Source organism: Paraburkholderia sp. MM5384-R2 (genome assembly GCF_014201025.1).
Lineage (GTDB): Bacteria > Pseudomonadota > Gammaproteobacteria > Burkholderiales > Burkholderiaceae > Paraburkholderia > Paraburkholderia tuberum.
The window spans coordinates 287,475-313,350 of the sequence record NZ_JACHDI010000001.1; the positions used below are offsets into that span (position 1 = coordinate 287,475).

27 protein-coding genes are annotated in these 25,876 nt (G+C 65.1%); 9 read left to right on the forward strand and 18 right to left on the reverse strand.

The annotated features are described in order from the left end of the window. Positions 1-107: 107 nt before the first annotated feature. The gene (locus HDG37_RS01405; RefSeq protein WP_184043739.1) at positions 108-365 is read left to right on the forward strand and encodes a hypothetical protein; all 258 of its coding nucleotides are present in this window, start codon (positions 108-110) and stop codon (positions 363-365) included. Between the two features lie 188 nt (positions 366-553). Continuing rightward, positions 554-2,113: a mannose-1-phosphate guanylyltransferase/mannose-6-phosphate isomerase gene (locus tag HDG37_RS01410; protein ID WP_409259879.1), complete on the forward strand. Its 1,560-nt coding sequence runs from the start codon at positions 554-556 to the stop codon at positions 2,111-2,113. A 69-nt stretch (positions 2,114-2,182) separates the two neighbouring features. Here the strand turns inward: HDG37_RS01410 and HDG37_RS01415 are convergent, their stop codons facing one another. From HDG37_RS01415 to HDG37_RS01425, 3 genes are all read right to left on the reverse strand, one after another. Continuing rightward, complete coding sequence (locus HDG37_RS01415) at positions 2,183-3,385, reverse strand: transposase (RefSeq protein WP_184043741.1); 1,203 nt, start codon at positions 3,383-3,385, stop codon at positions 2,183-2,185. Positions 3,386-3,966: 581 nt separating this feature from the next. After that, positions 3,967-4,266: a YciI-like protein gene (locus HDG37_RS01420; protein WP_184043743.1), complete on the reverse strand. Its 300-nt coding sequence runs from the start codon at positions 4,264-4,266 to the stop codon at positions 3,967-3,969. Between the two features lie 130 nt (positions 4,267-4,396). Beyond that, the gene (locus HDG37_RS01425; protein ID WP_184043745.1) at positions 4,397-4,675 is read right to left on the reverse strand and encodes a hypothetical protein; all 279 of its coding nucleotides are present in this window, start codon (positions 4,673-4,675) and stop codon (positions 4,397-4,399) included. A 39-nt stretch (positions 4,676-4,714) separates the two neighbouring features. On the opposite strand from HDG37_RS01425, the gene HDG37_RS01430 reads away from it, so the two are divergent. The 3 genes from HDG37_RS01430 to HDG37_RS01440 all read left to right on the forward strand — a co-directional run bounded on the left by HDG37_RS01430 (position 4,715) and on the right by HDG37_RS01440 (position 6,677). Next, positions 4,715-5,014: a PsiF family protein gene (locus HDG37_RS01430; protein ID WP_184033562.1), complete on the forward strand. Its 300-nt coding sequence runs from the start codon at positions 4,715-4,717 to the stop codon at positions 5,012-5,014. A 239-nt stretch (positions 5,015-5,253) separates the two neighbouring features. After that, entirely contained in the window at positions 5,254-5,703 is a 450-nt protein-coding gene (locus tag HDG37_RS01435) for a hypothetical protein (RefSeq protein ID WP_184043747.1), read from the forward strand. Positions 5,704-6,089: 386 nt separating this feature from the next. Continuing rightward, entirely contained in the window at positions 6,090-6,677 is a 588-nt protein-coding gene (locus HDG37_RS01440) for a YSC84-related protein (protein ID WP_184043749.1), read from the forward strand. A gap of 205 nt (positions 6,678-6,882) precedes the next feature. Here the strand turns inward: HDG37_RS01440 and HDG37_RS01445 are convergent, their stop codons facing one another. The 10 genes from HDG37_RS01445 to mltG all read right to left on the reverse strand — a co-directional run bounded on the left by HDG37_RS01445 (position 6,883) and on the right by mltG (position 16,703). Next, the gene (locus HDG37_RS01445) at positions 6,883-7,950 is read right to left on the reverse strand and encodes a glycosyltransferase family 4 protein (protein ID WP_184043751.1); all 1,068 of its coding nucleotides are present in this window, start codon (positions 7,948-7,950) and stop codon (positions 6,883-6,885) included. Positions 7,951-8,208: 258 nt separating this feature from the next. After that, entirely contained in the window at positions 8,209-9,621 is a 1,413-nt protein-coding gene (otsA, locus tag HDG37_RS01450) for an alpha,alpha-trehalose-phosphate synthase (UDP-forming) (RefSeq protein ID WP_184043753.1), read from the reverse strand. Between the two features lie 193 nt (positions 9,622-9,814). Next, a complete protein-coding gene (locus HDG37_RS01455; protein ID WP_184043755.1) occupies positions 9,815-11,038 on the reverse strand; it encodes a mechanosensitive ion channel family protein in 1,224 nt (407 codons plus the stop codon). A 119-nt stretch (positions 11,039-11,157) separates the two neighbouring features. After that, the gene (locus tag HDG37_RS01460; protein WP_090804794.1) at positions 11,158-11,514 is read right to left on the reverse strand and encodes a Rap1a/Tai family immunity protein; all 357 of its coding nucleotides are present in this window, start codon (positions 11,512-11,514) and stop codon (positions 11,158-11,160) included. A 185-nt stretch (positions 11,515-11,699) separates the two neighbouring features. Continuing rightward, complete coding sequence (locus HDG37_RS01465; RefSeq protein WP_184043757.1) at positions 11,700-12,431, reverse strand: ankyrin repeat domain-containing protein; 732 nt, start codon at positions 12,429-12,431, stop codon at positions 11,700-11,702. 52 nt (positions 12,432-12,483) lie between these two features. Then, complete coding sequence (locus HDG37_RS01470; RefSeq protein ID WP_184043759.1) at positions 12,484-13,275, reverse strand: TatD family hydrolase; 792 nt, start codon at positions 13,273-13,275, stop codon at positions 12,484-12,486. A 93-nt stretch (positions 13,276-13,368) separates the two neighbouring features. Continuing rightward, positions 13,369-13,884 carry a GNAT family N-acetyltransferase gene (locus tag HDG37_RS01475; protein WP_184043761.1) on the reverse strand — a complete coding sequence of 172 codons (516 nt, stop codon included), beginning with the start codon at positions 13,882-13,884 and terminating at the stop codon, positions 13,369-13,371. 49 nt (positions 13,885-13,933) lie between these two features. Beyond that, positions 13,934-14,977, reverse strand: coding sequence for a DNA polymerase III subunit delta' (locus HDG37_RS01480; protein WP_184043763.1), 1,044 nt, complete (start codon positions 14,975-14,977; stop codon positions 13,934-13,936). Between the two features lie 95 nt (positions 14,978-15,072). After that, positions 15,073-15,693, reverse strand: coding sequence for a dTMP kinase (gene tmk, locus HDG37_RS01485; RefSeq protein WP_184043765.1), 621 nt, complete (start codon positions 15,691-15,693; stop codon positions 15,073-15,075). Further along, on the reverse strand, positions 15,693-16,703 hold the full coding sequence (mltG, locus tag HDG37_RS01490) for an endolytic transglycosylase MltG (protein ID WP_184043767.1): 1,011 nt from the start codon (positions 16,701-16,703) through the stop codon (positions 15,693-15,695). The genes tmk and mltG overlap by 1 nt, the downstream gene beginning before the upstream one ends. 521 nt (positions 16,704-17,224) lie before the next feature. On the opposite strand from mltG, the gene HDG37_RS01495 reads away from it, so the two are divergent. From HDG37_RS01495 to HDG37_RS01510, 4 genes are all read left to right on the forward strand, one after another. Next, positions 17,225-17,971, forward strand: coding sequence for a hypothetical protein (locus HDG37_RS01495; protein WP_184043769.1), 747 nt, complete (start codon positions 17,225-17,227; stop codon positions 17,969-17,971). A 1-nt stretch (position 17,972) separates the two neighbouring features. Further along, positions 17,973-18,269 carry a hypothetical protein gene (locus HDG37_RS01500; RefSeq protein ID WP_090804775.1) on the forward strand — a complete coding sequence of 99 codons (297 nt, stop codon included), beginning with the start codon at positions 17,973-17,975 and terminating at the stop codon, positions 18,267-18,269. 310 nt (positions 18,270-18,579) lie between these two features. Continuing rightward, entirely contained in the window at positions 18,580-19,647 is a 1,068-nt protein-coding gene (locus tag HDG37_RS01505; RefSeq protein WP_184043771.1) for a folate-binding protein YgfZ, read from the forward strand. Between the two features lie 145 nt (positions 19,648-19,792). Continuing rightward, positions 19,793-20,659: an NRDE family protein gene (locus HDG37_RS01510; protein WP_184043773.1), complete on the forward strand. Its 867-nt coding sequence runs from the start codon at positions 19,793-19,795 to the stop codon at positions 20,657-20,659. A 65-nt stretch (positions 20,660-20,724) separates the two neighbouring features. Here HDG37_RS01510 and HDG37_RS01515 read toward each other — a convergent pair whose 3' ends face one another. From HDG37_RS01515 to HDG37_RS01535, 5 genes are all read right to left on the reverse strand, one after another. Next, positions 20,725-21,684: an alpha/beta hydrolase gene (locus HDG37_RS01515; RefSeq protein WP_184043775.1), complete on the reverse strand. Its 960-nt coding sequence runs from the start codon at positions 21,682-21,684 to the stop codon at positions 20,725-20,727. Positions 21,685-21,764: 80 nt separating this feature from the next. Further along, positions 21,765-22,646 carry an SDR family oxidoreductase gene (locus tag HDG37_RS01520; RefSeq protein ID WP_184043777.1) on the reverse strand — a complete coding sequence of 294 codons (882 nt, stop codon included), beginning with the start codon at positions 22,644-22,646 and terminating at the stop codon, positions 21,765-21,767. A gap of 52 nt (positions 22,647-22,698) precedes the next feature. After that, positions 22,699-23,697 carry an NADP-dependent oxidoreductase gene (locus HDG37_RS01525; protein ID WP_184043779.1) on the reverse strand — a complete coding sequence of 333 codons (999 nt, stop codon included), beginning with the start codon at positions 23,695-23,697 and terminating at the stop codon, positions 22,699-22,701. Between the two features lie 28 nt (positions 23,698-23,725). Then, positions 23,726-24,211 carry a PaaI family thioesterase gene (locus HDG37_RS01530; RefSeq protein WP_184043781.1) on the reverse strand — a complete coding sequence of 162 codons (486 nt, stop codon included), beginning with the start codon at positions 24,209-24,211 and terminating at the stop codon, positions 23,726-23,728. Positions 24,212-24,274: 63 nt separating this feature from the next. Continuing rightward, positions 24,275-25,780, reverse strand: coding sequence for a PLP-dependent aminotransferase family protein (locus HDG37_RS01535; RefSeq protein WP_184043783.1), 1,506 nt, complete (start codon positions 25,778-25,780; stop codon positions 24,275-24,277). Positions 25,781-25,876: the final 96 nt, after the last annotated feature.

Below are 25,876 nucleotides of genomic sequence, written 5' to 3' on the forward strand. Positions count from 1 at the left end.
GCTGTTGCATGCGGGCTTCATCGTTGGTCTTTTTTATTTCCGATCTGCCTGACGGCGCGATTGGACTGAATGAGCCTGAATGACCAGACCGCAAAATCCGAATATGAATGAGTGAATACCCTTGTTCATACCTCAATAAAGCGGCATTAAAATTCCCACGACAAGACCGCAAAAAATCTCAAATTGTATCGGTCAAAATTTCGGCATTTTTTATGCATTTTGTGCGGCAATTGTTGCCGCAATGCGGCCCGACAAAAGGTTTCTGGCAGCCCATCTCAGCACTTTCACATGGAAACTTTCGTTTTGCCAACAGTCCTGGCGCGAAGCTCGGCCCCACTCGTGCTGTCATTCTTGCGCATCATTAAGCGAAAAAAATGCTTGCTGATTTTTTTCAGGTAATTTTTATTTATAAATAAATCGACGAGACATTTTTTGGTGAATTTCGAATAAATGCGACGCGCCTTTTATCGGAATTGTATTTAACGCGCTTTTATTGATTCGCGACTTCGTGATAAAACTCGACGCATTCATTCAGCCTCGAGGAGAGTTCACCATGACAGCTCCGGCCCCGGTCACGCCTGCCGGCACCCGGCCCACCCCCGCCCAATCGCCCATGCCCTCAACCGCAACCAGCGTCAAGCTCAAGGTTCATCCCGTGATTCTCGCGGGCGGCTCGGGCACCCGGCTGTGGCCGATGTCGCGCGAGCAGCATCCGAAGCAGCTGATCGGCCTACTCGGCGAAGAGTCGCTGTTGCAATCGACGACCCGCCGTCTCGATGGGCTCGAAGCCGGTTATCCGCTTGCCGGCCAGCTCGTGGTCGTCGCCAATGAAGAACAGCGCTTCACGACGGCCGAACAATTGCGCACGAGCGCCAGGCCGAGCCGGCTGATACTCGAACCCGTGGGCCGTGACACCGCGCCCGCGTTGACGGTGGCCGCGTTGTCCGTCGCCGCGCAGGATGAAGACGGCATCATGGTCGTGATGCCCGCCGATCACGCGGTCACCGACAGCGCAGGATTTCACGCGGCGCTCGCCGCCGGCGTACAGCATGCGGCCGCTGGCCATATCGTCACCATGGGAATCGTGCCGACGCGTGCCGAAACCGGCTACGGCTATATCCGCATCGGCGCGCCGCTCGGTTCTGACGATGTGCAGACCGAAGCAGCGGCTCGCCCGGTCGCGCATCGCCTCGACCGTTTCGTCGAAAAGCCGCATCTGGAACTCGCGCAGCGCTATGTCGAATCACGCGAATACTGGTGGAACAGCGGTATTTTCATCGTGCGCGCATCGACGTGGCTCAAAGCGATCCGCCATTTTCAGCCGGCCATTTACGCAGCATGCGAATCGGCCTTCGCGGGCAGCACGGCGGACGGCGACTTCTTCCGGCTGCAACGCGATGCGTTCAGCGGCTCGCCGTCGAATTCGATCGACTACGCGGTGATGGAAAAGCTCGGCGCCGATCAGAGCATCGCGTCGGGCGTGGTCGTGCCGCTTGCGGCCGGCTGGTCCGACGTCGGTTCGTGGGACGCGATCTGGGACATCAGCGAGAAGGACCCCGATCGCAACGTGAGCCGCGGCCGCGTGATGTTCGAAGGCGCGAACTCCACCTTCGCGCATTCCGAAGGACGACTGATTGCCTGCGTCGGCACGCAGGATCTCGTCGTCGTCGAGACCGCCGATGCGATTCTGGTCGCCGACAAGTCACGCGTGCAGGACGTCAAGAAGATCGTCAGCCGGATTCGCGAGGATGGCGGGCTCGAAGCGGCCAATCATCGCAAGGTGCATCGGCCGTGGGGCAACTACGATTCCGTCGACACCGGCGAGCGCTTCCAGGTCAAGCGGATCGTCGTAAAGCCGGGCGCGCGGTTGTCGCTGCAGATGCATCATCACCGCGCGGAGCACTGGATCGTCGTGCGCGGCACCGCGCTCGTCACGCGCGGCGACGAACGCTTTATCGTGTCCGAAAACGAATCGGCCTATATTCCGCTCGGCGTTACGCATCGCCTCGAAAACCCGGGCAAGATGCCGCTCGAAATGATCGAGGTGCAGTCGGGTTCGTACCTCGGCGAAGACGATATCGTGCGCTTCGACGATACGTACGGAAGGCAATGAGGCGCGAGCGGTCGCAATGACGAAGCGGGAACCTGCGGCGGCGCAAAGCGGCCGCGGGGACCGCCGGGCTCATCCCACGTATGAGATGAGTTCTTTGTAGGTTGCGGATGAGCGCTCCGCGGTGCCGCTGTCGGTCGTCACCGTGGGCGTGCTTGCCCCGCCCGCGGTCGCGGTGTCCGACGGATAGCGGCGCAGCGGCGCGCGCAATGCATTCAGTGATGGCTTTAGCGGCCCGTGCAACGGCGCGCCGTGATTGCCCGGGTGATTCGCGATGCCATTGACCGATGCCGCTTCCGGCGCATGACGCAGGCCTGACAACGAACGGTCCGCGGACCGCTGCGCAAGGTTCGCCGACGCGGGCGCGGCCGTTGCGTGGACCATCGTCGTGGCCGCCGCGTCGGTCGCGCATTCGCGATCGATCCACTGACGCGCCCAGTCGAGCGCGAACTGCTGCGCGTGCTGCGCATCCGCGAAGCGCGGGCCCACTAGGCCGGAGCGCTCGACGCGCTTGCCGTCCCTGATGATCTCCGCCCACCCGCGATACATCGCATTCGGCACTTCCTCGACCACCACGTAGATCAGATAACCGCGCGAATCGGCGACCTGCATGCCGCGCGGGGCGAGGCCCATCGTCGGCGACGGGCGCGGGTCGTCGGCCGCGACGGTCTCGACCGTTTCAAATGCGGCCGGTTCGACGCGCATCTGCGCCGCCGTCGCGGACCTGGCCACCGCGGACGTCGCGAACGCCGATGTCGCCACCGCGCTCGTCGGCGCCGCCGCCGGCGCAAGCCCCGACAATTGCCGCGTGATGTCGCCGATCGGATCGGCCGTACGCCATTGGCTCAACGCGCTCGCAACGCCGGGCGCCTGCCACGACTCGGGACTCTTCCACGACACGCCGCGCAGATTATTGTCTTCGCGCGGGCTCGGGGTTTGCGCAACCGGTGCCACGGGTCTGGCCGTAACGGGCGGCGCCGGTTGGGGAATGTATGCGAAGGTACGCCCGCTCTGCGACAGCAGGCGGACCATCTCCAGCAGTGTGCCGTTCAGTTGCCACTCTTCGAAGCGGCGGCGGCAGGTGGGACCGGACGGATAGCGGCCCGGCAGCTTCGACCACGGCTCGCCGGTGGTCATGATCCACAGCACGGCATTCGTCACGATGCGCGGTTCGGCGCGCGGCCGGCCGCGCCGGTTCAGACGGACGGCCGGCTCGTCGGAGACGAGCGGCGCGAGCAGCGCCCATTCGTCGTTGTTTAGCTCATCGAAAAACATTGGATTTTCTCCACGCGGCCTGGCCTGGCCGCGGCGTTGGGCCTGCCACGGGTTCTCAGCGTTCACGACCCGTGTGCGGCCCTCGGTTGCACAAATTTGTTTGGTCCGTTCGGCTCGCTGGAGCAGCCCGCCCACACGTGGTGCGGCTCTTCCCTATTACGAAGCACAAAACGCGGTCTCACTCGTGCGTGGGAAAATTTGTGCACGAAGCATACCATTCCGATCTTTGCATGAGTACAGTTGAGACAAGTGTTACGGATAGAAACAATCTTGTCGGTTTCGCTGCGTCGATTCTCGTATTGCCGTAACAGAAGCCGCTGTTTATCCGGCATCGGATCTGTCTATTGCAGAGCACAATACCGCATGACAGAACAGAATGGGATTTAGAAATTTAATTGCCGGTCCAGCATGCATTTCTATGCGCTTTGATGGTTGATGGTGAACATCGGTTTCGAGCGTCGGCGAAAGGACTGCGACGCGCACGCGCGGTGACATGGAGGCAACGGGAGGCGCGCACGCGGCGGCCGCGCATGCGCGGAGTTCGAGGCGTGACAGAAGCGATGAAGTCGCTTCGAACGACGTTACGGGCGCACTGGTTTCGATGCGCGCTCGCCGACGACCGTGGTCCATTCGCGCACGCGCCAACGCGTAACCAGTCCGGAGAGTACGTACGGATCGGCGGCAGCAAAGGCCTCCGCCACCGCAGGCGACGCGCCGGTGAAGAGCAGCACCGCACCGTCCGTCGGCTCCGCGAGCGCGCCGGCCAGCAGCAGTTCGCCGCGCTCGGCGGCGGCCCATGCGAGTTTCAGATGCGCATCGCGGTGCTCGCCGCGCCGCTCCAGATAGTCGGGTACCAACTCGTACATCAACAGGTAATGCATGGTGAGTCTCCTCGCGAGGTTGAGGGTTGGCAGGGAGCGGCATGCACCGGCGCGCAGTTGAGGATAACGGCGACTACCGAATTTCATGCCTATTTTCCATTCATTTGCATTCGCAGCAATATGAAAATTCTCATTGCCTGTTTACCATAGACCAAAATAGCGGAAATCGTAATTTCGTTTCAATAAGCTTGAAATAATCGCCCCGGGCAATCTGCATTGCATGACAAAATTCGCGCTCTCGTTCATTCGATTGTTTCAAACGCCGCAGCGCCGGTTGCGCCACGCTGCTCAGGGAAAACGAGCGCAGACCGCTGTCAACCGGAATGCATTTTGAGCCGTTCTGGCAGACGGCATTTGCCATAATGGATGCGCCGATGGGCCCATGGATGCCGTCGTCGCCCGCGCGCATGAACGATCAGAAACGTTTTCACCACCGATGGAGTGTCCCATGAAAATCCAATCCGCTATCGCTACGCTGGTGTTGGGCGCGGTACTCGTATCGCCGGCGTTTGCGCAGAACAGCCAGCAAACCAAGATGGCCGACTGCAACAAGCAGGCCGGCGACAAGAAAGGCGACGAGCGCAAGGCGTTCATGAAAACCTGTCTTTCCGCGAAGCCGGCCGCCGCCGCGCCGATGAGCCAGCAGGACAAGATGAAGGTGTGCAACAAGCAGGCGGCCGACAAGAAAGGCGACGACCGCAAGGCCTTCATGAAGACCTGCCTGTCCTCCTCGGCGCCGGCCAACTGAGCGAAAGGCGTAGCCATCCCCCACGCCGGCGCCCTCCGATCGGAGCGCCGCGCCGGCGCATCGTTGCGCCCACGCGGCGCTCCGATCGAGTCTCCCCGCTTCGTCGTCCACCCGCCGCAACGCGCCGTTTTCTTCTATGATGGCTGCGGAGACGGCCCACCCTCACTCATATAGAACCAGACAACTACGCGGGCCGCCATCTTGTCGTTGGTGCTACTGAGCATCGATCGGAGGCAAGGATGGTATCGAAGCACAAAAACCGCTGGTTAAGGCGGTGGTTGCTGGTCATCATATTCTGGGCCGTGCCTGTGGCGATCGTCGCGGTCAACGAGATCCGCGAGGAAATGTCGTACAACGCGGTCGATCTCGAGCGCGCGCTGACCACCTGGAATTTCACCCAGGCGCAGCGCGCCGCCGGGGCGCCCGCACATTGCCATGGCAAGCCCGACGAGGCCAAGGCGGCCGGCTGCCCGGCCGACGTACTGGCCGCCAACGCGCCGCGCCAGCAGGACGCGATCAACGAATACAGCGTGCGCCGCTCGACGCTATTCGCCTATCTGTGGCATGCGTTTGTCGGCTATTGGATGGTGCCGGCGGCTATGCTGTTCGCGATCGGCGCGATCATCGGCATGGTGCGCCGCGCGCTGCGGCGCCCACCCGCGGTCAAGAGTCCGGCGAATCACGGGTGAGCGGCGGCCGCGCCGCTTGCACTTCGCCGCAATTTGCTGCGCCGAAACAACACTCTCATTGCCATGTCGATGGGCCGCCGCGCGACGCGAAAATCGGTAAAAACCGGCGCATCGTGCGGCCACGCCGAAGCGTCCCCACAATCGCCGCGACTCGGGCGCTGTTTAGCGTCGCCTCTCGGATCGTCGCGCGACGCGTGCCCGGAAGTCGCGCGCAAGGCCGGTCAAATTTACTGGGAAGACCTCTTGCGATCAGGCTCAAACCCTTGTCCCATAAGGCTTTTCGCGTTGTCACGCAACGCACCTTTTGCACCAGCCTGTGTTATAACTCAAAGGCAACCAGGCGACACCACCACGGTTGCGCCCCGGATCCATGACGGAGAAAAACGATGCAAAGACGACACTTCATGTTGAAGACGACCGCTGCACTTGCTTTCGGAGGCCTTGCACTCGCCGGCTGCACGACGACGGGCAACACGCCGGAAAATGCTCATGTCGACGCCTCGAAGCGACAGTCGATCGACGCCAGCGTCGACGGCACGCTGTCCAGGCTATTCACGACCGTGCCGGGCTCGCGCGAGCTGGTGTCGAAGGCGCGCGGCGTGCTGGTGTTCCCGTCGGTGCTGCAGGCGGGCTTGATCGTCGGCGGCCAGTATGGCGAAGGCGCATTGCGGGTGGGCGGCGCGACGGTCGGCTATTACAGCACCGTGTCGGGCTCGTTCGGCCTGCAGGCGGGCGCGCAGTCGAAGGCGATCATCTTCCTGTTCATGACGCAGGATTCGCTCGACAAATTCCGCAACGCGAACGGCTGGTCGGCCGGCGTCGATGCATCGGTCGCGCTCGTGAAGATCGGCGCGAACGGCGCCGTCGACACGACCACGGCCACCGCGCCGGTGCAGGTTTTCGTGTTGACGAACGCGGGCCTGATGGGCGACGTCTCGCTGCAAGGCACGAAGGTCACGCGGCTGAAGATCTGAGCGCGCTCATCGGCGCGCTTCACTGATCACTTGCGCGCATCGCGGCGAAGGCCGCGCGGAGAACCCTGTGCGGGTCGTCGCGCGGCCTTTTTGTTATGGATGCCGATGCCGACGCTCGGGAACGGAAAAACTCGCGCGCAAAAAAAACGGCGCCGCGCATCGCGCACCGCCGTCCTTCGCTTCGACACGTCCCAACGATCCCGCGTCAACGGCCCGACGAATCGACCACCTTGAACCTCGAGCGCTTCTGTGCGCGAATCACCAACTGATAGGCCTCCACATACTCACGCGCCATCCGGTGCGACGTGAAGCGCTCCTCGAAACGCCGCCGCACGCCCGCGCGCGACACCTTGTGCAGCCGGTTCACGGCCGCCACCGCGCCGATCTCGTCCTCGACGATGAACCCGGTCACGCCCTCTTCGAGCACTTCGGGCACCGAGCCGCGGTTGAACGCGATCACCGGCGTGCCGCAAGCCATCGCCTCGATCATCACGAGACCGAACGGCTCCGGCCAGTCGATCGGAAACAGCAGCGCATGCGCGCCCGACAGAAACTCGGCCTTCTGATGATCGGCGATCTCGCCGATGTACTCGACGTACGGCAGGTCGAGCAACGGCCGGATTTCGCGCTCGAAGTACTCGCGATCGGCTGCATCCACCTTGGCGGCGATACGGATCGGCATGCCGCAGCGGCCGGCGATGCGGATCGCCGTATCGACGCGCTTTTCCGGCGAAATCCGGCCGAGAAACGCGAGGTACTTCTGCTCGACCGGTTGCGGCGTATAGAGCTGCGCCGGCAGGCCGTGATAGACCGTGGTGAGCCAGCGCGCCTGCGGCAGCGGATGACGCTGCGCGTTCGAAATGGAGATCACGGGCGCGGTGTTGAATGTGTCGAACACCGGCTGCTGCTCGGGCAGATCGAGCCGGCCGTGCATCGTCGTGACGAACGGCGTGTCCTGCCGCTTGAATACCGAGAACGAGTAGTAGTCGAGGTGGAAATGCAGCACGTCGAACTCTTCGGCCTGGCGGCGCACGAGTTCCATCAACAGCATATGCGGCGCGATGCGGTCGCGAATGCCCGGATCGAGCCGCAGCGCGCGCGGCCACACCGCTTCGAGCTTCGCGCTCGTGACGGAGTCGCCGCTTGCGAACAGCGTCACGTCGTGGCCCTGCTCGACCAGCGCTTCGGTGATGTACGACACGACGCGCTCCGTGCCGCCGTAGAGCTTCGGCGGCACCGATTCGGTCAGCGGGGCGATCTGCGCAATCTTCATGTTGTGTCTCCGTGAGCCGGCGGCTGGCGCGCAATCGCGATGCCGTCGGCGACGCCGAGTATGACAGCGCCGTGACGTCGGAACAATGCACGCGGTCCCTAAGCGCCGCATGCATCGTCGTTACCGGGGAATTATTCCCTGGCATCGGTCGAAAAGCCGCAGGTCTTGCAATTGCTCGGTGCTGTTACAAGCGGCTTACATCCGGTGACACGCGGCCGCGCGCCGGGTTTGCGCGGGCCTTGGGCCGTCGCCGCGCCGTCATTTGTGGCCGCCGCCCTCGCCCGACCCGCGCACTGGCATGCTGCGCAAATCCCTGAGGAAGCTGTCGCGCCACACGCCGAGATCGTTCTTACGCAGCGCGGCCATGTTGATCTCGTGACGCCGCTGGCGCGCGTCGAGCGGCATTTGCAGCGCGCGTTGCAAGGCCTCGCACATGCCGATCGCATCGTGCGGATTGACGAGCAGCGCGCCAGAGAGCTCGGCGGCCGCGCCCGCGAAAATCGACAGCACGAGCACGCCGGGATCGTCGGGATTCTGCGCGGCCACGTACTCCTTCGCGACGAGGTTCATGCCGTCGTGCAGCGGCGTGACGAAGCCGATCTGCGACTCCCGAAACAGCGACATCAGCTTCCAGCGGTCGTACTGCTGGTTCAGATAGCGGATCGGCGTGTAGTCGAGCCCCGAGTAGCGGCCGTTGATGCGCCCTGCCTCGTATTCGAGATCCTGGCGGATCTTCTGATAGGTCGCGACGTCCGAGCGCGTAGGCGGCGCGATCTGCACGAGCGTGACGTTGCCGCGCCATTCGGGCGAGCGTTCGAGCAGCAACTCGAACGCGCGAAAGCGCTCGACCAGTCCCTTCGAATAGTCGAGCCGGTCGACGCTCATGACCAGCTTGCGCCCCTCGAGGCTTTGCTTCAGCTCGAGCACGTGCTGGCGGCTTTCGTAGCGCTTGGCCTGCTCGGCGATTTCGTCGGGGAACACGCCGATCCGGTAGACGCCAGTGCGCAGCTTGCGCCCGAACGCCTCGACGATGCCGTCCGCGCTCACCGAGCCGCGCGCGTGACGCGTCACGTAGTCGTGGAACGCCTGCTGATCGGTGGCGGTCTGGAAGCCGAGCAGGTCGTAGCACGACATCGACTTCACCAGTTCCTCGTGCGGCGGAATGTTGAGCAGGATCTGCGGCGCGGGAAACGGAATATGCAGGAAGAAACCGATGCGGTTCGTCACGCCCTCGCTGCGCAGCGCCTCGGCAAACGGGATCAGATGGTAGTCGTGAATCCAGATGATGTCGTCGGGTTCGAGCAGCTTGACCAGCTTGTGAGCGAGCCATGCGTTGACGCGCCGGTAGCCCGCGTACTCCTCGCGCTCGTAGCGCGCGAGGTCGTTGCGGTAGTGGAATACCGGCCACAGCGTCGCGTTCGAGAAGCCGCGGTAGTACTGGTCGTAGTCCTTGCGCGTGAGGCCGACGGTTGCGAAGGTCACCGCGCCGTCCTGCTCGAGCATCGGCCCCGCGTTGGCGACCGTTTCGCTGACTACGTCGCCGCTCCAGCCGAACCAGACGCCACCTGCATCCTTCAGCGCGCCGAATACGCCGACCGCGAGTCCACCCGCCGATCCCTTGGTCTCCGTCGGCGTCGCGACGCGATTCGACACGACGATCAATCGGCCCATAGTGCATCTCCTCCGTCATTCTTGCGATACGCCGCGACGCCTGAGCAGGCGTGGCGCGCCCGTTAGCAGCAATCGGCGTGCCCGCGCATCGCCGGGCTTGCCGTGGGCGGTCGCCGCACGCCGCTCGCGATACCCAACCCGCAATTTGCCACTCGCCAAACGCCACGCGCGATTCGCGATCCGCAACGCCCGCCTAAGCCTGCTCCTTCGCCTTCTGCGCGACCTCGCCCGCGCCAGTGCGGCCGACGCGGCTCGCCACCGGATCGGCTTCGGTATGCGCGGCGGTGCTGCCGGCTGGCGCCTGCCGGCTGCGCGGCAGCCAGTCGCTCGGGCCAGCGCCACCGGTCTCCAGCTCCGCCGACACCTCGGCACGCGCCCGCGGCAGGTATTCCGGGTAATGCCGATGAACGAAATCGAGCAGCCCTTCGCGCACGCGGCAGCGCAGATCCCACGCAAGGCCGGAATCGGGCGCGCTGACGAGCGCGCGCAACTGCATCGCGCGCTCGGTGCAGTCCGTCACCTGCAGCACCTGCACGCGACGGTCCCACTCGGGCGCGTTCTCGACGATGCGCGCAAGCTCCTCGCGCAGCGGCGCGAGCGGCATCCGGTAATCGACGAACAGGAACACGGTGCCGATGATCTGCGAGCTGCTGCGGGTCCAGTTCGAGAACGGATTTTCGATAAACCATTGCAGCGGCACGATCAGACGGCGCTGGTCCCACAGCCGCACCGACACGTACGTGCCGGTGATCTCCTCGATGCGTCCCCACTCGTTCTCGATCACGACGACGTCGTCGAGGCGGATCGGTTGCGACAGCGCGATCTGCAAACCGGCGATCAGGTTGCCGAGCACCGGCCGCGCCGCGATACCGGCGACCAGACCGGCGACACCCGCCGACGCCAGCAGGCTCGCGCCGATCTGCCGCACGTTGGGCAGGGTCATCAGCGCACCGCCGACACCGATGATCACGATCACGATCATCACCGAGCGCGCGAGTACCCGCGCCTGCGTATGGATGCGGCGCGCCTGCAGGTTATCGGAGGAATCGAGCGGATGGGCGCGGATGATCGCTTCGCCGATCGCCGCGGCCGAGCGCACCGACAGCCACGTCAGCGCGGCGATCAGCGCGATGCCGGTGATGTCGCGCATCGGTTCGATGAAGTTGAGGGTGTCGGGTGCCTCGGACCAGACCCACGCGAACACGAGGATCACGAGGGCGAACAGCGACGGCTTGTCGATGTAGCGCAGCACGACGCTGGTCAGCGCGTGCGGCCGCGCGAGACGCTTCACGACGCGCGCGCCGAAGCGGTGAATGCCGCTCGCCACGATCGCCACGATGGCCGTCACGATCAGCGTGCCGAGCCACGTATGCAGCGGCGCGGCCGCCACGCGGTAGAAGTCGTCGATAGTAGGCATAACGGGCATCTTCCTCCGGGCTCGATGAGCGGCGGCGCGCCTGCGCGACTACTGACATCCGGGGCGCACGACCGCGCCTGGGCGTTACAACGGGTTCTTCGATGCGCCGCGGTTATCGATCAGCCGCCGCTCTTGCAGGGAAACGCCTTGCCGAGACCCAGCGAAATCGCCGTGCTCGCGTTGTAGCCCGCGGCGTTCGGGTTCTCGGCGATGTACTTGCGCACCGCGTCGGTCAACTGCGCCGAGCGCGCATCCGGCGGCAGGCAGAAGTACTGGCCGACGCGCGGACCGGTGGTGCCGCCGATCGCGTCGATCGTGTTGAAGATGCCGTCGGCCGCGCCTTCGATGTAGGCCGCGCAGGCGCTACGCGAAGCCACGTCCGTCTTGGTGCACAGCTTGTTGAGGTCGCCTCCCGTAAACGCGGCTGCCGAAAGCGGCAAGGCAAGCGCGCCGGCGAAAATCAAAGCCCGCAGCATGGTGTTCCTTTCCAGGGTTGTTTATTCACGCGGTCTTTCTGCCGCGTCCGGACGGCGCGCTACGCGGCGCGCCGAAGTCGTCATTCTGCACTGTTTTACGCGGCGACAGCAGGCCGGCAGCCGCGCGGCTAGGACAAAACGGCTGCAAAGCGGCACGGCATGGCGAGGCGCCTGCCGACAAAACGTCATTGCTTCTGCTGCTGCGTCTGCTGCATGCGCGCCGTGAGCCCTTCGACGACGTCCGGCTCCTTGTAGGTCTTGGCGAAATCGAGCGCGGTCATGCCGATCTGGTTTTTCACCGACAGGTCCGCGCCGTTGTCGAGCAGCAGCTTGACGGTGGAAACGTGGCCGCCGCGCGCTGCCATCATCAGCGGCGTGGTGCCGTTCGGCGAGCCCGCGTCGACGTAGGCCGAGTGGTCGAGCAGCACCTTGACGATGTCGTCGTGGCCGTTCGCGGCCGCGTAGTGCAGCGGCGCCCAGCCCTTCTTGTTGACCTCGGCGTCCTTCGCGATCAGCAGATTCACGAAGTTCAGGTCGCCGACCAGCGACGCCATCATCAGCGCGTTTTCGCCGGCCTTGTCCTGAATCTCGATATCGGTCTTTGGATTCGCAAGCAACGCGGCCGCGACCTTGTCGGATTTCTCGCGCGCGGCGATCACGAGCAGCGGGATGCCCTGATTGTCGACGCTGTTCGGGTCCATGCCCTTCGCGAGCAGCTTGTTGACGCCGTCGACGTCGTCGAACTTGACCGACTTGATCAGCGAGTCGATCGGCGCCGCATGCGCGGGCACCGCGACGAGCGCCGCGCACGCGAGCGCGGCGGCGCACGCGAGACGGCGCGCCGGCGCGAGAGCCCGGGCGGCCGACCCGGTGGACAGCGGTTGGAAATCAGCGGACGACGTCGAAATATTTTTCATATGGTACTTTAGGAAATCTTCCTATCCCTTTGATGTTACGCGGCATTTTGGCTCAGATTCCGGCCGGTGCGGCGAGTCCGAACAGTCTGAAGAAGTTTTGCGTGGTGACGGCGGCCAGCGCCTCGTCCGGCATCTCGCGTTGCTGCGCGATGAAGCGTCCGACATAACTGACGTACGCAGGTTCATTCGGTTTGCCGCGATACGGCACCGGCGCCAGGTACGGCGAGTCGGTTTCGATCAGCAGACGGTCGAGCGGTACGCGGCGCGCGACGTCCTGCACATCGGTCGCGCTCTTGAACGTGACGATGCCCGACAGCGAAATGTAAAAATTCTGCGCGAGCGCCTGCTCGGCGATGGTCCACGGTTCGGTGAAGCAATGCATGACGCCGCCCGGCACGCCGGCGCGCTCCTCGGCCATGATGCGCAACGTATCTTCCGACGACGAGCGGGTGTGGATGATCAACGGCTTGCTGGTCGCGTGCGCGGCGCGGATGTGCGTGCGAAAGCGCTCGCGCTGCCACTCCATGTCGGCGATCGAGCGGCCTTCGAGGCGGTAGTAATCGAGCCCGGTTTCGCCGATCGCGACGACCTTCGGGTGCCCGGCCAGCTCAACCAGCTCGGCTACGCTCGGCTCGCGCATGTGCTCGTGATCGGGATGCACGCCGACCGACGCGTACACGTTGTCATAGCGGTTGGCGATGTCCAGCACCGACGGCAGCGTTTCAAGATCCACCGACACGCACAACGCGTGCGAGACCGAATGGCTGCGCATGTTTTCGAGCACTTGCGGCAGACGGTCCGCGAGTCCTTCGAAGTTGATGTGGCAGTGTGAATCGACAAACATGGTCAGGTCCTGCGAAAAAGGGGCTTGCGGCTGGGCGATGGCGTGGCCGGGGCCGCTTGGGACAGCTCAGGTGGCGCTGCTTGCGCAGCGTGCTCAACCGGCGTGCGCAAGACGCTTGCCAAGAATCACCAGATCGCGCTCGACGCCATCAAGCACCGCGACGCGCGGTAGCGTGCCCCATGCATCGAAGCCGAAGCCGCGGAACAGCCGCACGCTCGCTTCATTGTGACCGAACACGAAGCCGAGCACCGTATCGATGCCAAGACCCGGTGCCGCGTCGAGCGACGCCGCCAGCAGTTGCTTGCCGAGTCCCCGGCCGCGCGCGCTTTCGTCGAGATAGATGCTGACTTCGGCGGTGCGCTGATAAGCCGGCCGGCCATAAAAATCGGAAAAGCTGAGCCACGCGATCACGCGGCCCGCCTGCTTCGGATCTTCGACCACCCACAGCGGCCGCTTCTGCGGGCTGTGCGCATGAAACCACCCATGCCGGCTCTCGACGCTGACCGGCTCGAGGTCCGCGGTGACCTGGCGCGACGCGATCGTCGAATTGTAGATGGCGACGATCGCGGGCAGATCGTCGAGCGTGGCGTCGCGGTAGGAAAGGCTCATGGCGGGTTGGCTTGAATGAAAAAAGACGGCAGGCTGTCCGGCTGCGGGCTCACGCAAACAGCGCGCGATAGCCGATGAACAGTTCCTCGAACACGAGCCGCGCGTTCAACGGATGGTTCTCGACCGCGCGCTGGCGCGTGACGGTGCGCAGAAAACGCGCGAATGCATTGGCGTCGGCCTGGGTGGCGCAGCGGGTGAGCGCGGCCGACGCCTGCGGGAAATAGCGCGGCGCGCCGGCGGTGCGCTGCGCGAGCAGATCGTACATCCAGCGCTGCAGCCAGCCGAGCACGAGCGGCACTGGGAGCTTCTGCAGCGCCTCGCCGCACGCGAATGCGTCGCACCCGGCGCCGGCCGCGAGTTGCTTGAGCGTCCAGTCGCGCAGCGGACGGTTTTCGTCGCTGGCGAGCGCGAGCGCGGCGAGCGGCGCGCCACCCGCTTCGGCGAGCAGCGCACGGGCGTCGTCGACGCCTTGCGCGGCCAGCCATTGCGCGGCGCTGTCCGGCGCGGGCACGCTCATCGGCCACTGACGGCAGCGGCTAATGATGGTCGGCAGCAAACGGTCGACGCGCGCCGACACCATCAGGAACACGACGCCCGCGGGCGGCTCTTCCAGCGTCTTCAGCAAGGCGTTGGCGGCCGCGACGTTGAGCGCCTCGGCCGGATACAGCACGACGACGCGCGCGCCGCCGCGATGCGAACCGACGCCGACGAAGTCGAGCAGACCGCGGATCTGTTCGATCTTGATTTCCTTGCTCGGCGTGCGGGTCTTCTTGCCTTCGTCGCCATCGGCTTTTTCGGCCTTGTCGTCGGCGCCGTTCGCGGCGTTCGCGAGGCCGGCTTCGGCGGCGAGTGCCTCCGGCACGACGATGCGGTAGTCGGGATGATTGCCCTGCACGAACCAGTTGCAGGCCACGCACGCGCCGCACGGCTCGCCGTTCGGTTGCGGCGCCTCGCACAGCAGACCCTGCGCGAGGTGCTGCGCGAAACGCAGCTTGCCGATTCCCGCCTGGCCGTGCAGCAACAATGCGTGCGGCCAGTGGCCGTGCAGCTGCCGCAGGCGATTCCAGTCATCGGCTTGCCACGGATAGATCATCGTTTGTCTTTTTTAATCAATCGGTTGTAGGCGCTACTTCAGATGTCGAGTGAACTTCGCACGAGATTATAAGAAGTGTTTATATCTATTTCGAATCAGAGGGTTGCAATCAACTCCTCAAGCTGCTTCTGAATTCGCACGATGCTCTGCGAAGAGTCGATGATAGCGAATCGATATGGCGCTTCTTCGGCGCGGCGCATGTATTCGGCGCGCGTGCGCTCGAAAAACGCCGCCGACTCGCTCTCGAAACGATCCGGATTGCGCACCGCGCTGCGCCGCTCGTTGGCGACGGCGGGCGGCAAATCGAACAGCACGGTCAAATCCGGCTGGAAACCGCCCTGCACCCAGCGCTCGAGCGCCTCCAACTTGTCGCGCGGCAAGCCGCGGCCGCCGCCCTGGTAGGCGAAAGTGGCATCGGTAAAACGGTCGGACAGCACCCAATCGCCGCGCGCGAGCGCCGGCTCGATCACCTCGGCCAGATGCTGACGGCGCAGCGCGAACATCAGCAGCGCCTCGGTTTCGAGATCCATCTTCTGATGCAGCACGATATCGCGGATCTGCTCACCGAGCGGCGTGCCGCCCGGCTCGCGTGTCATCACGACCGAGCGGCCGCTCGGCGCGAGCTTCGCCTCGAGCCGTTCGCGGAACCAGCCCAGATGGGTGGTCTTGCCCGCGCCGTCGATGCCTTCAAACGTAATGAATTTGCCGCGCGCCATCATTGCCCTCGAATGTATTTGTCCACGGCCTTGTTGTGTTCGCCGAGGGTGTCAGAAAAGATGCTGCTGCCGTCGCCGCGCGACACGAAGTACAGCGCGTTGCTTTGCGCCGGGTTCATCGCCGCCTGCAGCGACGCGACGCTCGGCAGCGAGATCGGCGTCGGCGGTAGGCCCATCCGCGTGTAGGTATTGTATGGAGTGTCGGTCTGCAGGTCTTTCTTCCTGATGTGGCCGGCGTAGCTGTCGCCCATTCCGTAGATCACGCTCGGGTCGGTCTGTAGCGGCATGCCGGCGCGCAGACGGTTGGCGAACACCGCGGCGACGAGCGCCCGGTCGGACGCCTTGCCGGTTTCCTTTTCGACGATCGACGCCATCGTCAGCGCGTCGTACGGGGACTTGTACGGCAGGTTCGGCGCGCGCGAGAGCCACGCCTCGTCGAGACGCACGCGCATCAGACGGTAAGCGCGGCGATAGATGTCGAGGTCGCTGGTGCCCTTGTCGAACAGGTAGGTATCCGGGAAAAACAGCCCTTCGCCGTTGCCGATCGACGCCTCGGGCGCGCCGATCGCGCTCATCAGATCGGCGTCGCTCATGCCGAGCGTGTCGTGCTTCAGCGCAGGATTGGCGTCGAGTTCAGCGCGCATATGTTTGAAGGTCCAGCCTTCGATGACCGTCGCCACATATTCGTTGACGTCGCCGCGCGCGATTTTCTGCAGCACCTCGTAGGGCGTGGCACCGCTCTTGAACTCGTAATTGCCGGACTTCAGCTCGCTTTGCAGCCCGAGCAACCGCGTCATCGCGATGAACAGCTCGGGCTCGACCGGCACGCCGCCGCGATTGAGCTGCAGCGCGACGCTGCGCAGGCTGCTGTGCGGCTTGACGGTGACGTCGAGTTGCGCCGGGGTCAATTCGAGCGGGCGGGTAGCCCAGTAGTATCCAGCGGCGATGGCCGCCGCGGCCAGCACAACGACGAGCGCGCCGGCGACGAAACATTTCTTCAGAAGGGACACGACAGGAAAGAATTAGCGTTTAGATGGCAACGAACTGATTTTTAACGGGAAAGTCTTGCGTCGGTCAACATTGAGACTGTGCCGTTTTGCAGCCCTTTCGGCCTTTTGCGACCTGTATTGTATAGATGCGGGCACCAGATGGTCACGGCCGGAAACAACAATATGAAATCCGCCGGCGTCGGGCTGATGCTACTCGAGTCGTACGCTGTCACAACATAGGTCAGAGTTTCAAAGGTTCGACAATTCCCGACCAAACGCCTTTTCGGCTCCCTGCCGCTTTTGGCCGTTGTTGACAGTTTCAAACGATGGTTCAGGGGCGACCTGCACGCCGCCGCGAAAGACCCGAGCACGAGCTGCGGCAATTGGGAGACTCCACGCCCCGTTCCGCTCTGAAAATTCTTGTGGTCGCCAAGGCGGTACGACAACAACAATAGGGTTCGCATCGGAATTCATTCTTTCGGAACGCATGATCGGGTCCCGGCCATAGGTATGCCGGCTGATTTGACGTTACAGAGGGGCGCATGGCGATCGACTTCAAAGTCGGAACCGACTGGGGCTGCACGCTCCACACGCGGCAGGAATATCGCGGCAACGCATTTAGCGACGAAGCGCGAGCCGGCCGGAAGCTCATTGCCTCGGCAAGCGCATGGGAGCTTACGCATGACACGCGCCAGCTACCGCGGCTCGTCGAGTTCATGCGCAATGTGCGCGGCGGCGCGTATGCGAGCGGGGCTGCACCGGATCAACTCGCCCAGGCGCTACGGGCCGCCCTTGAGCGTGGCGATGTGATTGCAGTCGAGCCGAAGCTGCGCGCCTCACGCGGACGCGGCGCGCCTGTCCAACAGCAGATCCGGCCGTACTATCCAACCGTTACGCCGTCGCAGCTATTCCGGAGGGCGCTGCCCTTGGTGCGTGCCGCGCGCTCATTCGAGCGCCCCAAACTGCCGCGGCTGGCCGCGGACGATGGCCTCGCGATCTGGTACGCCCGCCCCGGCGACGTCTTGCCAGATGGAACCATCGCCACGCCAGTATCGACGCCGCTCGGCGATGCGCGGCCGTTTGAGTACACCGAGGATCCGCAGTTCGGCGATGTGCAGGAACTGGCCGCGCGTGGCGTCAGTGAGATGGATGAGGCTGAGTGTTTCGCGGACTACCATTCAGACATGGAGCAGTGTCAGGTGGCCCGAGCAATGTATCAAGATCCACGCACCTATGCGCTCTGCACACAGCGAGCATTCGATAAATTCCAGGCATGCAGGGGATATTGAGATGACTAAACCGGATCGGGCTAGCGTCATTTTTTATGACGCCGATACTCAGCAATTAAAGATGTGCACAGTTTCACGGGTTCACGTGCAAGCGGCGATTGATCGAGCGCTGGCAATCACTATCCCACCGGATGCTCCGGAAAATTCAATGTTGCCAGTGACAGACGAAGACGCTCGGAAGCTTGGAGGAATGGCGATTCTGATTCAGGCAATCGCGCATCCCGAATTGCGCGAACGGCTGAAAATCACGACTGAGCAGCCGATGGACTGGGCACCGGCCAAGCCGCCCACGGAATGACAGTGGCTCGTCCGCCTTACTCAGTGGCCCCGCCGCAGCCTCCCCGGCGGCGGCTCGTCTGTGACCGCGGCAGCGGACAGCAGATCCGGCACGTCGGGTGCCCGCCCATCTTGCGCCGGACCCTCTGGCAGAACACGCCAACATGCTCACAACATGGGCACAGCCGGAGGGTGATAACGTGCAATCCCCTGCTGCGCAAGGCTCTCGGAAAGCCTTCATTCGCCAGGGACTTGCGAAACGCGACAGGGCTGGACTGAATATAATGACTGTTTGCCTTAGCCAAAGTCAGAATTGACTGTTCCCGGAATCCATGAACACACCGCTCGTGAACGCCTCAGGTAACGCTTCCGGTCTCACTTCCGCCGCGGCGGCGCCCGCCGCCCTGCCCATCCTGCCGCGCCCGTCGGCCGAAGAATTCACCGCCGTGCTCGAGCATGGCGCGTACATGCCGCTACCGCAGTTCGGCGTGATCGACACGACCGGCGACGACGCGGCGAGCTTCCTGCACGCCCAGTTGACCAACGACGTCCAGCATCTCGACGCCGCGAACGCGCGCCTCGCCGGCTACTGCTCGGCCAAGGGCCGGCTGCTCGCGTCGCTCCTCAGCTGGCGCAGCGGCGATACGATCCGCCTGCTGGTATCGAAAGACCTGCAGGCCGCGGTGCAAAAGCGGTTGTCGATGTTCGTGCTGCGCGCAAAGGCCAGGCTCGCCGACGCGAGCGGCGAGCTCGCGGCGGTCGGCCTCGCGGGCGACGTGCGCGGCGCGCTGTCCGGCGTGTTCGACGCGCTGCCCGACGGTGTGCACGTGCAGGTCGACGGCACAGCGGGCACGCTGATCCGCGTGCCCGATGCGTTGGCGCGGCTGCGCTATCTGTGGATCGGCCCGAAAGCGCAGATCGAAGCGCTGCTGCCGTCGCTCGACGGCAGGCTAAAGCGCGTGTCGCCGGCCGTGTGGGACTGGCTCGACATCCGCGCGGGCGAGCCGCGCATCACGCAGCCGGTCGTCGAGCAGTTCGTGCCGCAGATGGTCAACTTCGACGTGCTCGGCGCGGTCAATTTCCGCAAGGGCTGCTATCCGGGTCAGGAAGTGGTCGCGCGCAGCCAGTATCGCGGCACAATCAAGCGGCGCACGTCGATCGCCAACGTCGCCGGCGAGCTGGACACGGTGCGGCCCGGCACCGAGCTGTTCCACTCGGACGATCCGGGCCAGCCGTGCGGGATGATCGTCAACGCGGCATCGGCGCAAGGCGGCGGCGTCGATCTGCTGGTCGAGACCAAGCTCACGGCGCTCGACAGCGGCAGCGTACATGTCGGCGCGGCCGACGGCCCGGCGCTGCGCTTCCTGACGCTGCCCTACGGGCTGCCGGCCGAAGTCTGATCGTTGGAGAGGGTAAAAGGCGGCGCAATCGGGCGCCGTTTTTTATTGACTACTTTATTCTCGTCTGTTTTTTGCCGCTTTCGTTTGCCGCCTGCGTCGCTGCATCAGGCGGCCGCCCCATGCTCTGAACGGGAGATGCTCCCCGATGTGCCTGATCGTTTTCGACTGGCGACCTGATGCGCTCGATGGTCCGCTGTTCACGCTCGCCGCGAATCGCGACGAGTTCTTCCGCCGCACCGCCGAGCCGATCGGCTGGTGGCGCGACGCGCCGGAGGTGCTGGGGGGCCGCGACCTCGTGGGCGGCGGCACGTGGCTCGGGTTGTCGCGCGACGGCCGCTTCGCCGCGCTGACCAATTACCGCGCGCCGGGCGAAATGCGCGCCGATGCGCCGACCCGCGGCACGCTCGTCAGCGACTGGCTCACGAGCGCCGCGCGCGACGCCGACGGCAATCCGCACCAGACGCCCCTCGCGTATCTGCGGCACGTCGCGCAATCCGGCGACATCTACAACGGCTTCAATCTGCTGGTCGGCGACTGGACGCGTCGCGAGCTCGCGTGGTACTGCAATCGCGGCGCCGTCGACGCAAACAGCGGTCCCGCGCTGCTCGCGCCGGGCACGCACGGCATCTCGAACGCGGTGCTCGATAGCGCGTGGCCGAAGCTGGTCAAAAAGCGCGGCGAGCTCGCCACGCTGCTCGCGCGCGATCCAATGCAGCCGCTCGAACGCCTGATCGATCTGATGCGCGATCCGCGGCTCGCGCGCGACGACGAATTGCCGTCGACCGGTATTCCGCTCGAACGCGAACGCGTGCTGTCGGCGGCGTTCATCGAATCGCCGGACTATGGCACGCGCAGCACCACCGCGCTGCGCGTCGCCGCCTATGGCGACGTGATCGGCGTCGCGGTCGCCGAGCGCAGCGACGACAACGGCTCGCACCGGATCGTGCGGCCCGGCGATTTCGAGCGCAGCTTCGCGTTCAATGTCGAGCGCGACCGGATGAGCGTGGCGTGATCGTTTGAGCACCGCCTGGCCGGCGCATTCGCCGCCGGCCGCTCATCGCGTCGCGAGCACCGCCCTCACCCGATGCCGAATGCCGCGCGCAACGCCGCCGCGGCGTCCGCGTGCGCCTGCGCGACTTCGGGCACGAAGCCGCCCATCTTGAAGAACTCGTGAATCATGCCGGCGTAGCGTTTGAGCGTGACCGGATTGCCGAGCGCACGGAGTTTCTCCGCATACGCATCGCCCTCGTCGCTGAGCGGGTCGTATTCGGCGGTCGCGATCCACGCGGGCGCGACGCCGCGAAAATCCGGCGCACCGCGCTCGCCGTCGAGCGGCGCGAAACGCCAGTCGTCGCGATCGCCGCCATCTCGCACGTAGTGCTCGAAGAACCACTGGATCGTGTCGCCCGACAGCAGGAAGCCGTCGGCGAGGCGCGAGTGCGAGTCGGTCTGCTGATGGCCGGTCGTGCCCGGATAAATCAGCAATTGCAGCGCGAGCGCGAGGCCGGCGTCGCGCGCGAGCACCGCGCACACCGTCGCGAGCGTGCCGCCCGCGCTATCGCCGCCCGCCGCGAGCCGCGTGCCGTCGATGCCGAATTCGGCCGCGTGCGCGTGTAGCCAGTTGAGGGCGTCGAAGGCATCGTCGACAGCGGTCGGAAACTTGTGCTCGGGCGCGAGCCGGTAATCGACCGACAGCACCGCGCACTGGCCGTCGCGCGCGAACATCCGGCACAGCGCATCGTGCGTATCGACGCTGCCAACCGTAAAGCCGCCGCCGTGGTAGTACACGAACGCCGGCAGCGGCTCGGCCCAACCCGGCTCGACCGGGCAGTAGAGGCGCGCGCGGATCGTCGCGCCGTCGCGCGTCGGCACGCGCAGATCTTCGACGGAGAACATCGGCGCGCTCGCGATCTCGAGGATCGGCGCGCTTTTCTCGTACGACGCGCGCGCCGCTTGTGCGCTCATCTGGTGGTACTGCGGGCGTTTGGCCCGCGCGATCATGTCGAGCACCTGCTCGATCGTGGGATTCAGCGGCATGGTTTCGGCAACGTGGTGCGCGTCGCGCATCGGGCGGCGCGCAGTGCGCCAATGATTGTCAGGAGCCGGCGCACCGGCCGCTACTGCGCATTCTTCACCTCGGGCTTCAGCGACATCGGATCGGACGGCTCGCGCAACTGCTCGATGTCCTCGTGACGCAGCTTCACGGTCGCCATGATGCCCGGATGCGTGATGATATAGAAACGCCGCGCGGCGATCGCCTCGAACGCGATGTCGGCGACATCGTCGGCGGTGAGCTTGCCCGACTGCACCGCGCGCTGCAACTGCTTGCCGGCCGCGATCTGCGAGCGCGTCGGCCGGTCCGCGTTGCGCAACTCGTCGGGACGCGCGCGCTCGGCCTCCGCGATGCCGGTCGGCACGAAGGCGGGACACAGCAGCGAACAGCCGACCTCGCCGCCCGTGCCGGCCTGCGCGAGCTTCAGGTCGTGATACAGCGTCTCGGTCAGCGCCACCACCGCATGCTTGGACGCGTTGTAGATGCCCATTGCCGGCGGCGCCAGCAGCCCCGCCACCGACGCCGTATTGACGATATGCGCGGGCTCCTTCTGCGCGAGCATGATCGGCGCGAACACGCGTACGCCGTGCGCGACACCCATCACGTTGACGCCGAACACCCACGACCAGTCGTTCGCCGAGCTTTCCCACAGGAAGCCGCCGGTGCCGACGCCCGCGTTGTTGAACAGCACGTGGACCTTGCCGAACGCGGCGAGCGCCGCCTGCGCGAGCGCCTCGACCTGCGCGGCGTTCGATACGTCGGTCGGCACGCCGATCGCCTCGGCGCCGGTTTCGCGCAAGGCGTCGACGGTTTGCGCGAGCTGGTCGGCGTTGACGTCCGCGAGTACGAGCTTCATGCCGAGCGCCGCGCCCTTGTGCGCGAATGCGCGGCCAAAGCCGCTGCCCGCGCCGGTGATCACCGCCACCTTGCCCGCGAATTCGAACATTCTGTGACTCCCTGGTTGAGCGGCGGCTTACCGTTGCATGATGACGTCGCGCTCAGATCAGCTTGACCAGTTGCTTGCCCAAGTTACGGCCCTTCAGCAAGCCGATGAATGCTTCGGGCGCGGCTTCGAGCCCTTGCGCGATCGTCTCGCGATAGTGCAGCTTCTTTTGCGCGACGAGCGTGCCGAGCTGCTTGAGCGCCTCGGGCCACACGTCCATGTGTTCGCTGACGATGAAGCCCTGCACGAGCAGCCGCTGCGTCAGCATCAGCGACGGATGCTTGAGCGGCAGCGGCTGGCCGTCATAGCCCGCGATGAAGCCGCACAATGCGATGCGCCCGAACGCGTTCATGCGCGCGAGGGTCGCGTCGAGCCCGTCGCCGCCGACGTTCTCGAAGTAGCCGTCGACACCGTCGGGCGTGACGGCCTTCAGGTCCTGGTACAGGTTACCGGCCTTGTAGTCGACGCACGCGTCGAAGCCGAGCGTCTCGACCACATAGCGGCACTTGTCCGCGCCGCCCGCGATGCCGACCGCGCGCGCGCCCGCCGCCTTCGCGAGCTGGCCGACCACGCTGCCCACCGCGCCGCTCGCCGCGCTGACGACCACCGTCTCGCCGGCCTTCGGCGCGATGATGCGGTTCAGCCCGTACCATGCGGTGACGCCCGGCATGCCGACCGGCCCGAGATACGCCGACAGCGGCACATGCGTGTCGTCGACCTTCTGCATGCCCGTGCCATTGGAGGTGCCGTACTCCTGCCAGCCGAACATCGCGACGACCTTGTCGCCGACCGCGAACTTCGGATTCCTCGTCTCGACGACCTCGCCGACCGTGCCGCCGATCATCACTTCGTTCAGCGGCTGCGGCGCCGCGTATGACTTGCTGTCGTTCATGCGTCCGCGCATATACGGATCGAGCGACAGATAGTGGTTGCGCACCCGTACTTCGCCGTCGGCGAGCGGCGCGAGCGGCGTTTCGACGAGCTTGAAGTTATCGGGCGTGGCTTCGCCTTGGGGGCGCGAAACCAGCAGCAATTGGCGATTGATCTGGGCCATGCGGTCGTCTCCTTGGGTTGTTGGGTGCTCAGTCGCTCGGACCGGGCTTCGCCGCCGGGTCGCTGCGCAGACGCTGCCGCGTGACGTCGCGGCCCACCGCGAGGCGGCGCATGTATTTGAAGGTGCCGAGCGCTTTCGCGACGAAGTGGCCTTCGCTGTCGCGGATCTCGCCTTCGCAATAGGCCATCGTCGTCGAGCGATGCAGCACGCGGCCGGTCGCGCGCAACTCGCCGCGTCCCGGCTGCATGAAGTTGACCTTCATCTCGACGGTGACGACGCCGACGCCGTCGCCGGCGAGACTGCGCGCGGCCATCGCGAGCGCGACGTCGGCGAGCGTCATCGTGACGCCGCCATGCGCGACGTCCCACGTGTTCATATGATCGCGTTGCAACGGCAGCACGACTTCGCTGACGCCGTCGGCGGCCGACAACAACTGTGCGCCGAGACGGTCGACGAAGGGACTTTCGGGCAACGATGCATGGCCCGTTCTGGATGAGGTGGATGGATCGGTCATAGCTCAGATATCAGATTTCGTAGCGACGGCGCGTGTCGAGCCTTCGGCGGGAAATGATACCCGCTATCGCATTGGCGCATGAGCTGCCATCCGTGCCGCGAGGCGCCCTAGTCTGCGCACCGCTTCGTCGGTCAGATCCAGATCCGCACTCGGACAGCTGAGCCGAATGAAGTGATCGAAACGCCCGGCGTTCGAAAATACCGTGCCCGGCATGATGCGAATACCGTCATGCAACGCGGCGTCGAATAAAGCCGACGAAGATACGTGACGCGGCAATTCGATCCAGAAAAACATCCCGCCGCGCGGCGGCGTGAACCGCGTGCCGTCGGGAAACGATGCCGCCACCGCCGCGGCCATCCGCTCGCGCCGCAGCTGCAAGCTCTCGCGCAATCGCCGCAAATGGCGCTCGTACGCGCTCGTCTCCAGGAACCCGGCGAGCACGACTTGCGACAACTGCTCGTTGTGGCGCGACTGCGCGAACTTCAGCATGCCGATGCGCGGATGCCACCGGCCGCCGTTGATCCAGCCGACGCGCATGCCAGGCGCCAGCGTCTTGTTGAGCGATGTGCAATGGATCACGGTGCCATCGGTGTCCCAGGCCTTCAGCGAGCGGGGCGGCTGCGCGGCATCGACGAGCTCGCGGTAGGGATCGTCCTCGATCAGCGCGATGCCGGCGCGCGCGCACAGTTCGACGAGGCTCGCCTTGTGCGCGTCGGGCATCACGCTGCCGAGCGGGTTTTGCAGGTTCGGCACCACCACGACCGCCTTGATGTCGGGATGCGTGTGCAGCGCGAACGCCAGCGCCTCGATCGCGAGGCCGGTGCTCGGGCTGGTCGGAATTTCGAGCGCGCGCAGACCGAGACTTTCGAGCGCCTGGAGCAAACCGAAGAAGCACGGCGATTCGACCGCGACCGTGTCGCCCGGCTGCGTCACCGCGCGCAACGCGAGGTTCATCGCTTCGACGCCGCCGTGCGTCATGATGATGTCGTCCGCGCCGATCTGGCTGCCGGCCTCGAGCGCGCGCCGGGCGATGATCGCGCGCAACGCCGGATCACCCTGATCGGGCCCGACGGCGGTCAGCAAGGTGGGCCGCCGGCGCAACGCGCGCACCGCGGCCTTTTGCAACGCATCGGTCGGATAGAGATCGGGCGACGCGGTCGCGCCGCCGAGATTCAGCGCGTGCGGATAGCGCTGAAGTTTCGACACGAGCGCCGAAATCTCCGAGTGAATGCCGACGAACTGCGCGGCGGCGCCGGGCTGCATCGCGAGATCGGGCTCGGCGGCGCAGGGCAACGCAGCCGTCGGCGGCACGCGCACGAAATAGCCGGCGCGCGGCCGGGCGTCGATCAGCGCGGCGCGTTCCAGTTCGCGATAGCTCTCGGTCGCCGTCGCGAGGCTCACGCCGTGGCGCTGCATGAACGCGCGCATCGACGGCATGCGGTCGCCCGGGCGCAGCGCGCCGTTGCCGATCGCGCGGCGATATTGGTCGGCCAGTAGCCGGTAAAGCGGCTGGCGCTCGGCAGGCCGGTCCGTCGAGGGACCTTGCGGTGTGAAGACGGGTTCGCTCATGAACCGATGGTGCGGATAGTCCGCGCGCCGCGACAGATACACATCGACGTGATTCGGACCGATACAGCGTGACGAAACGCATCACTGTACCGGTTC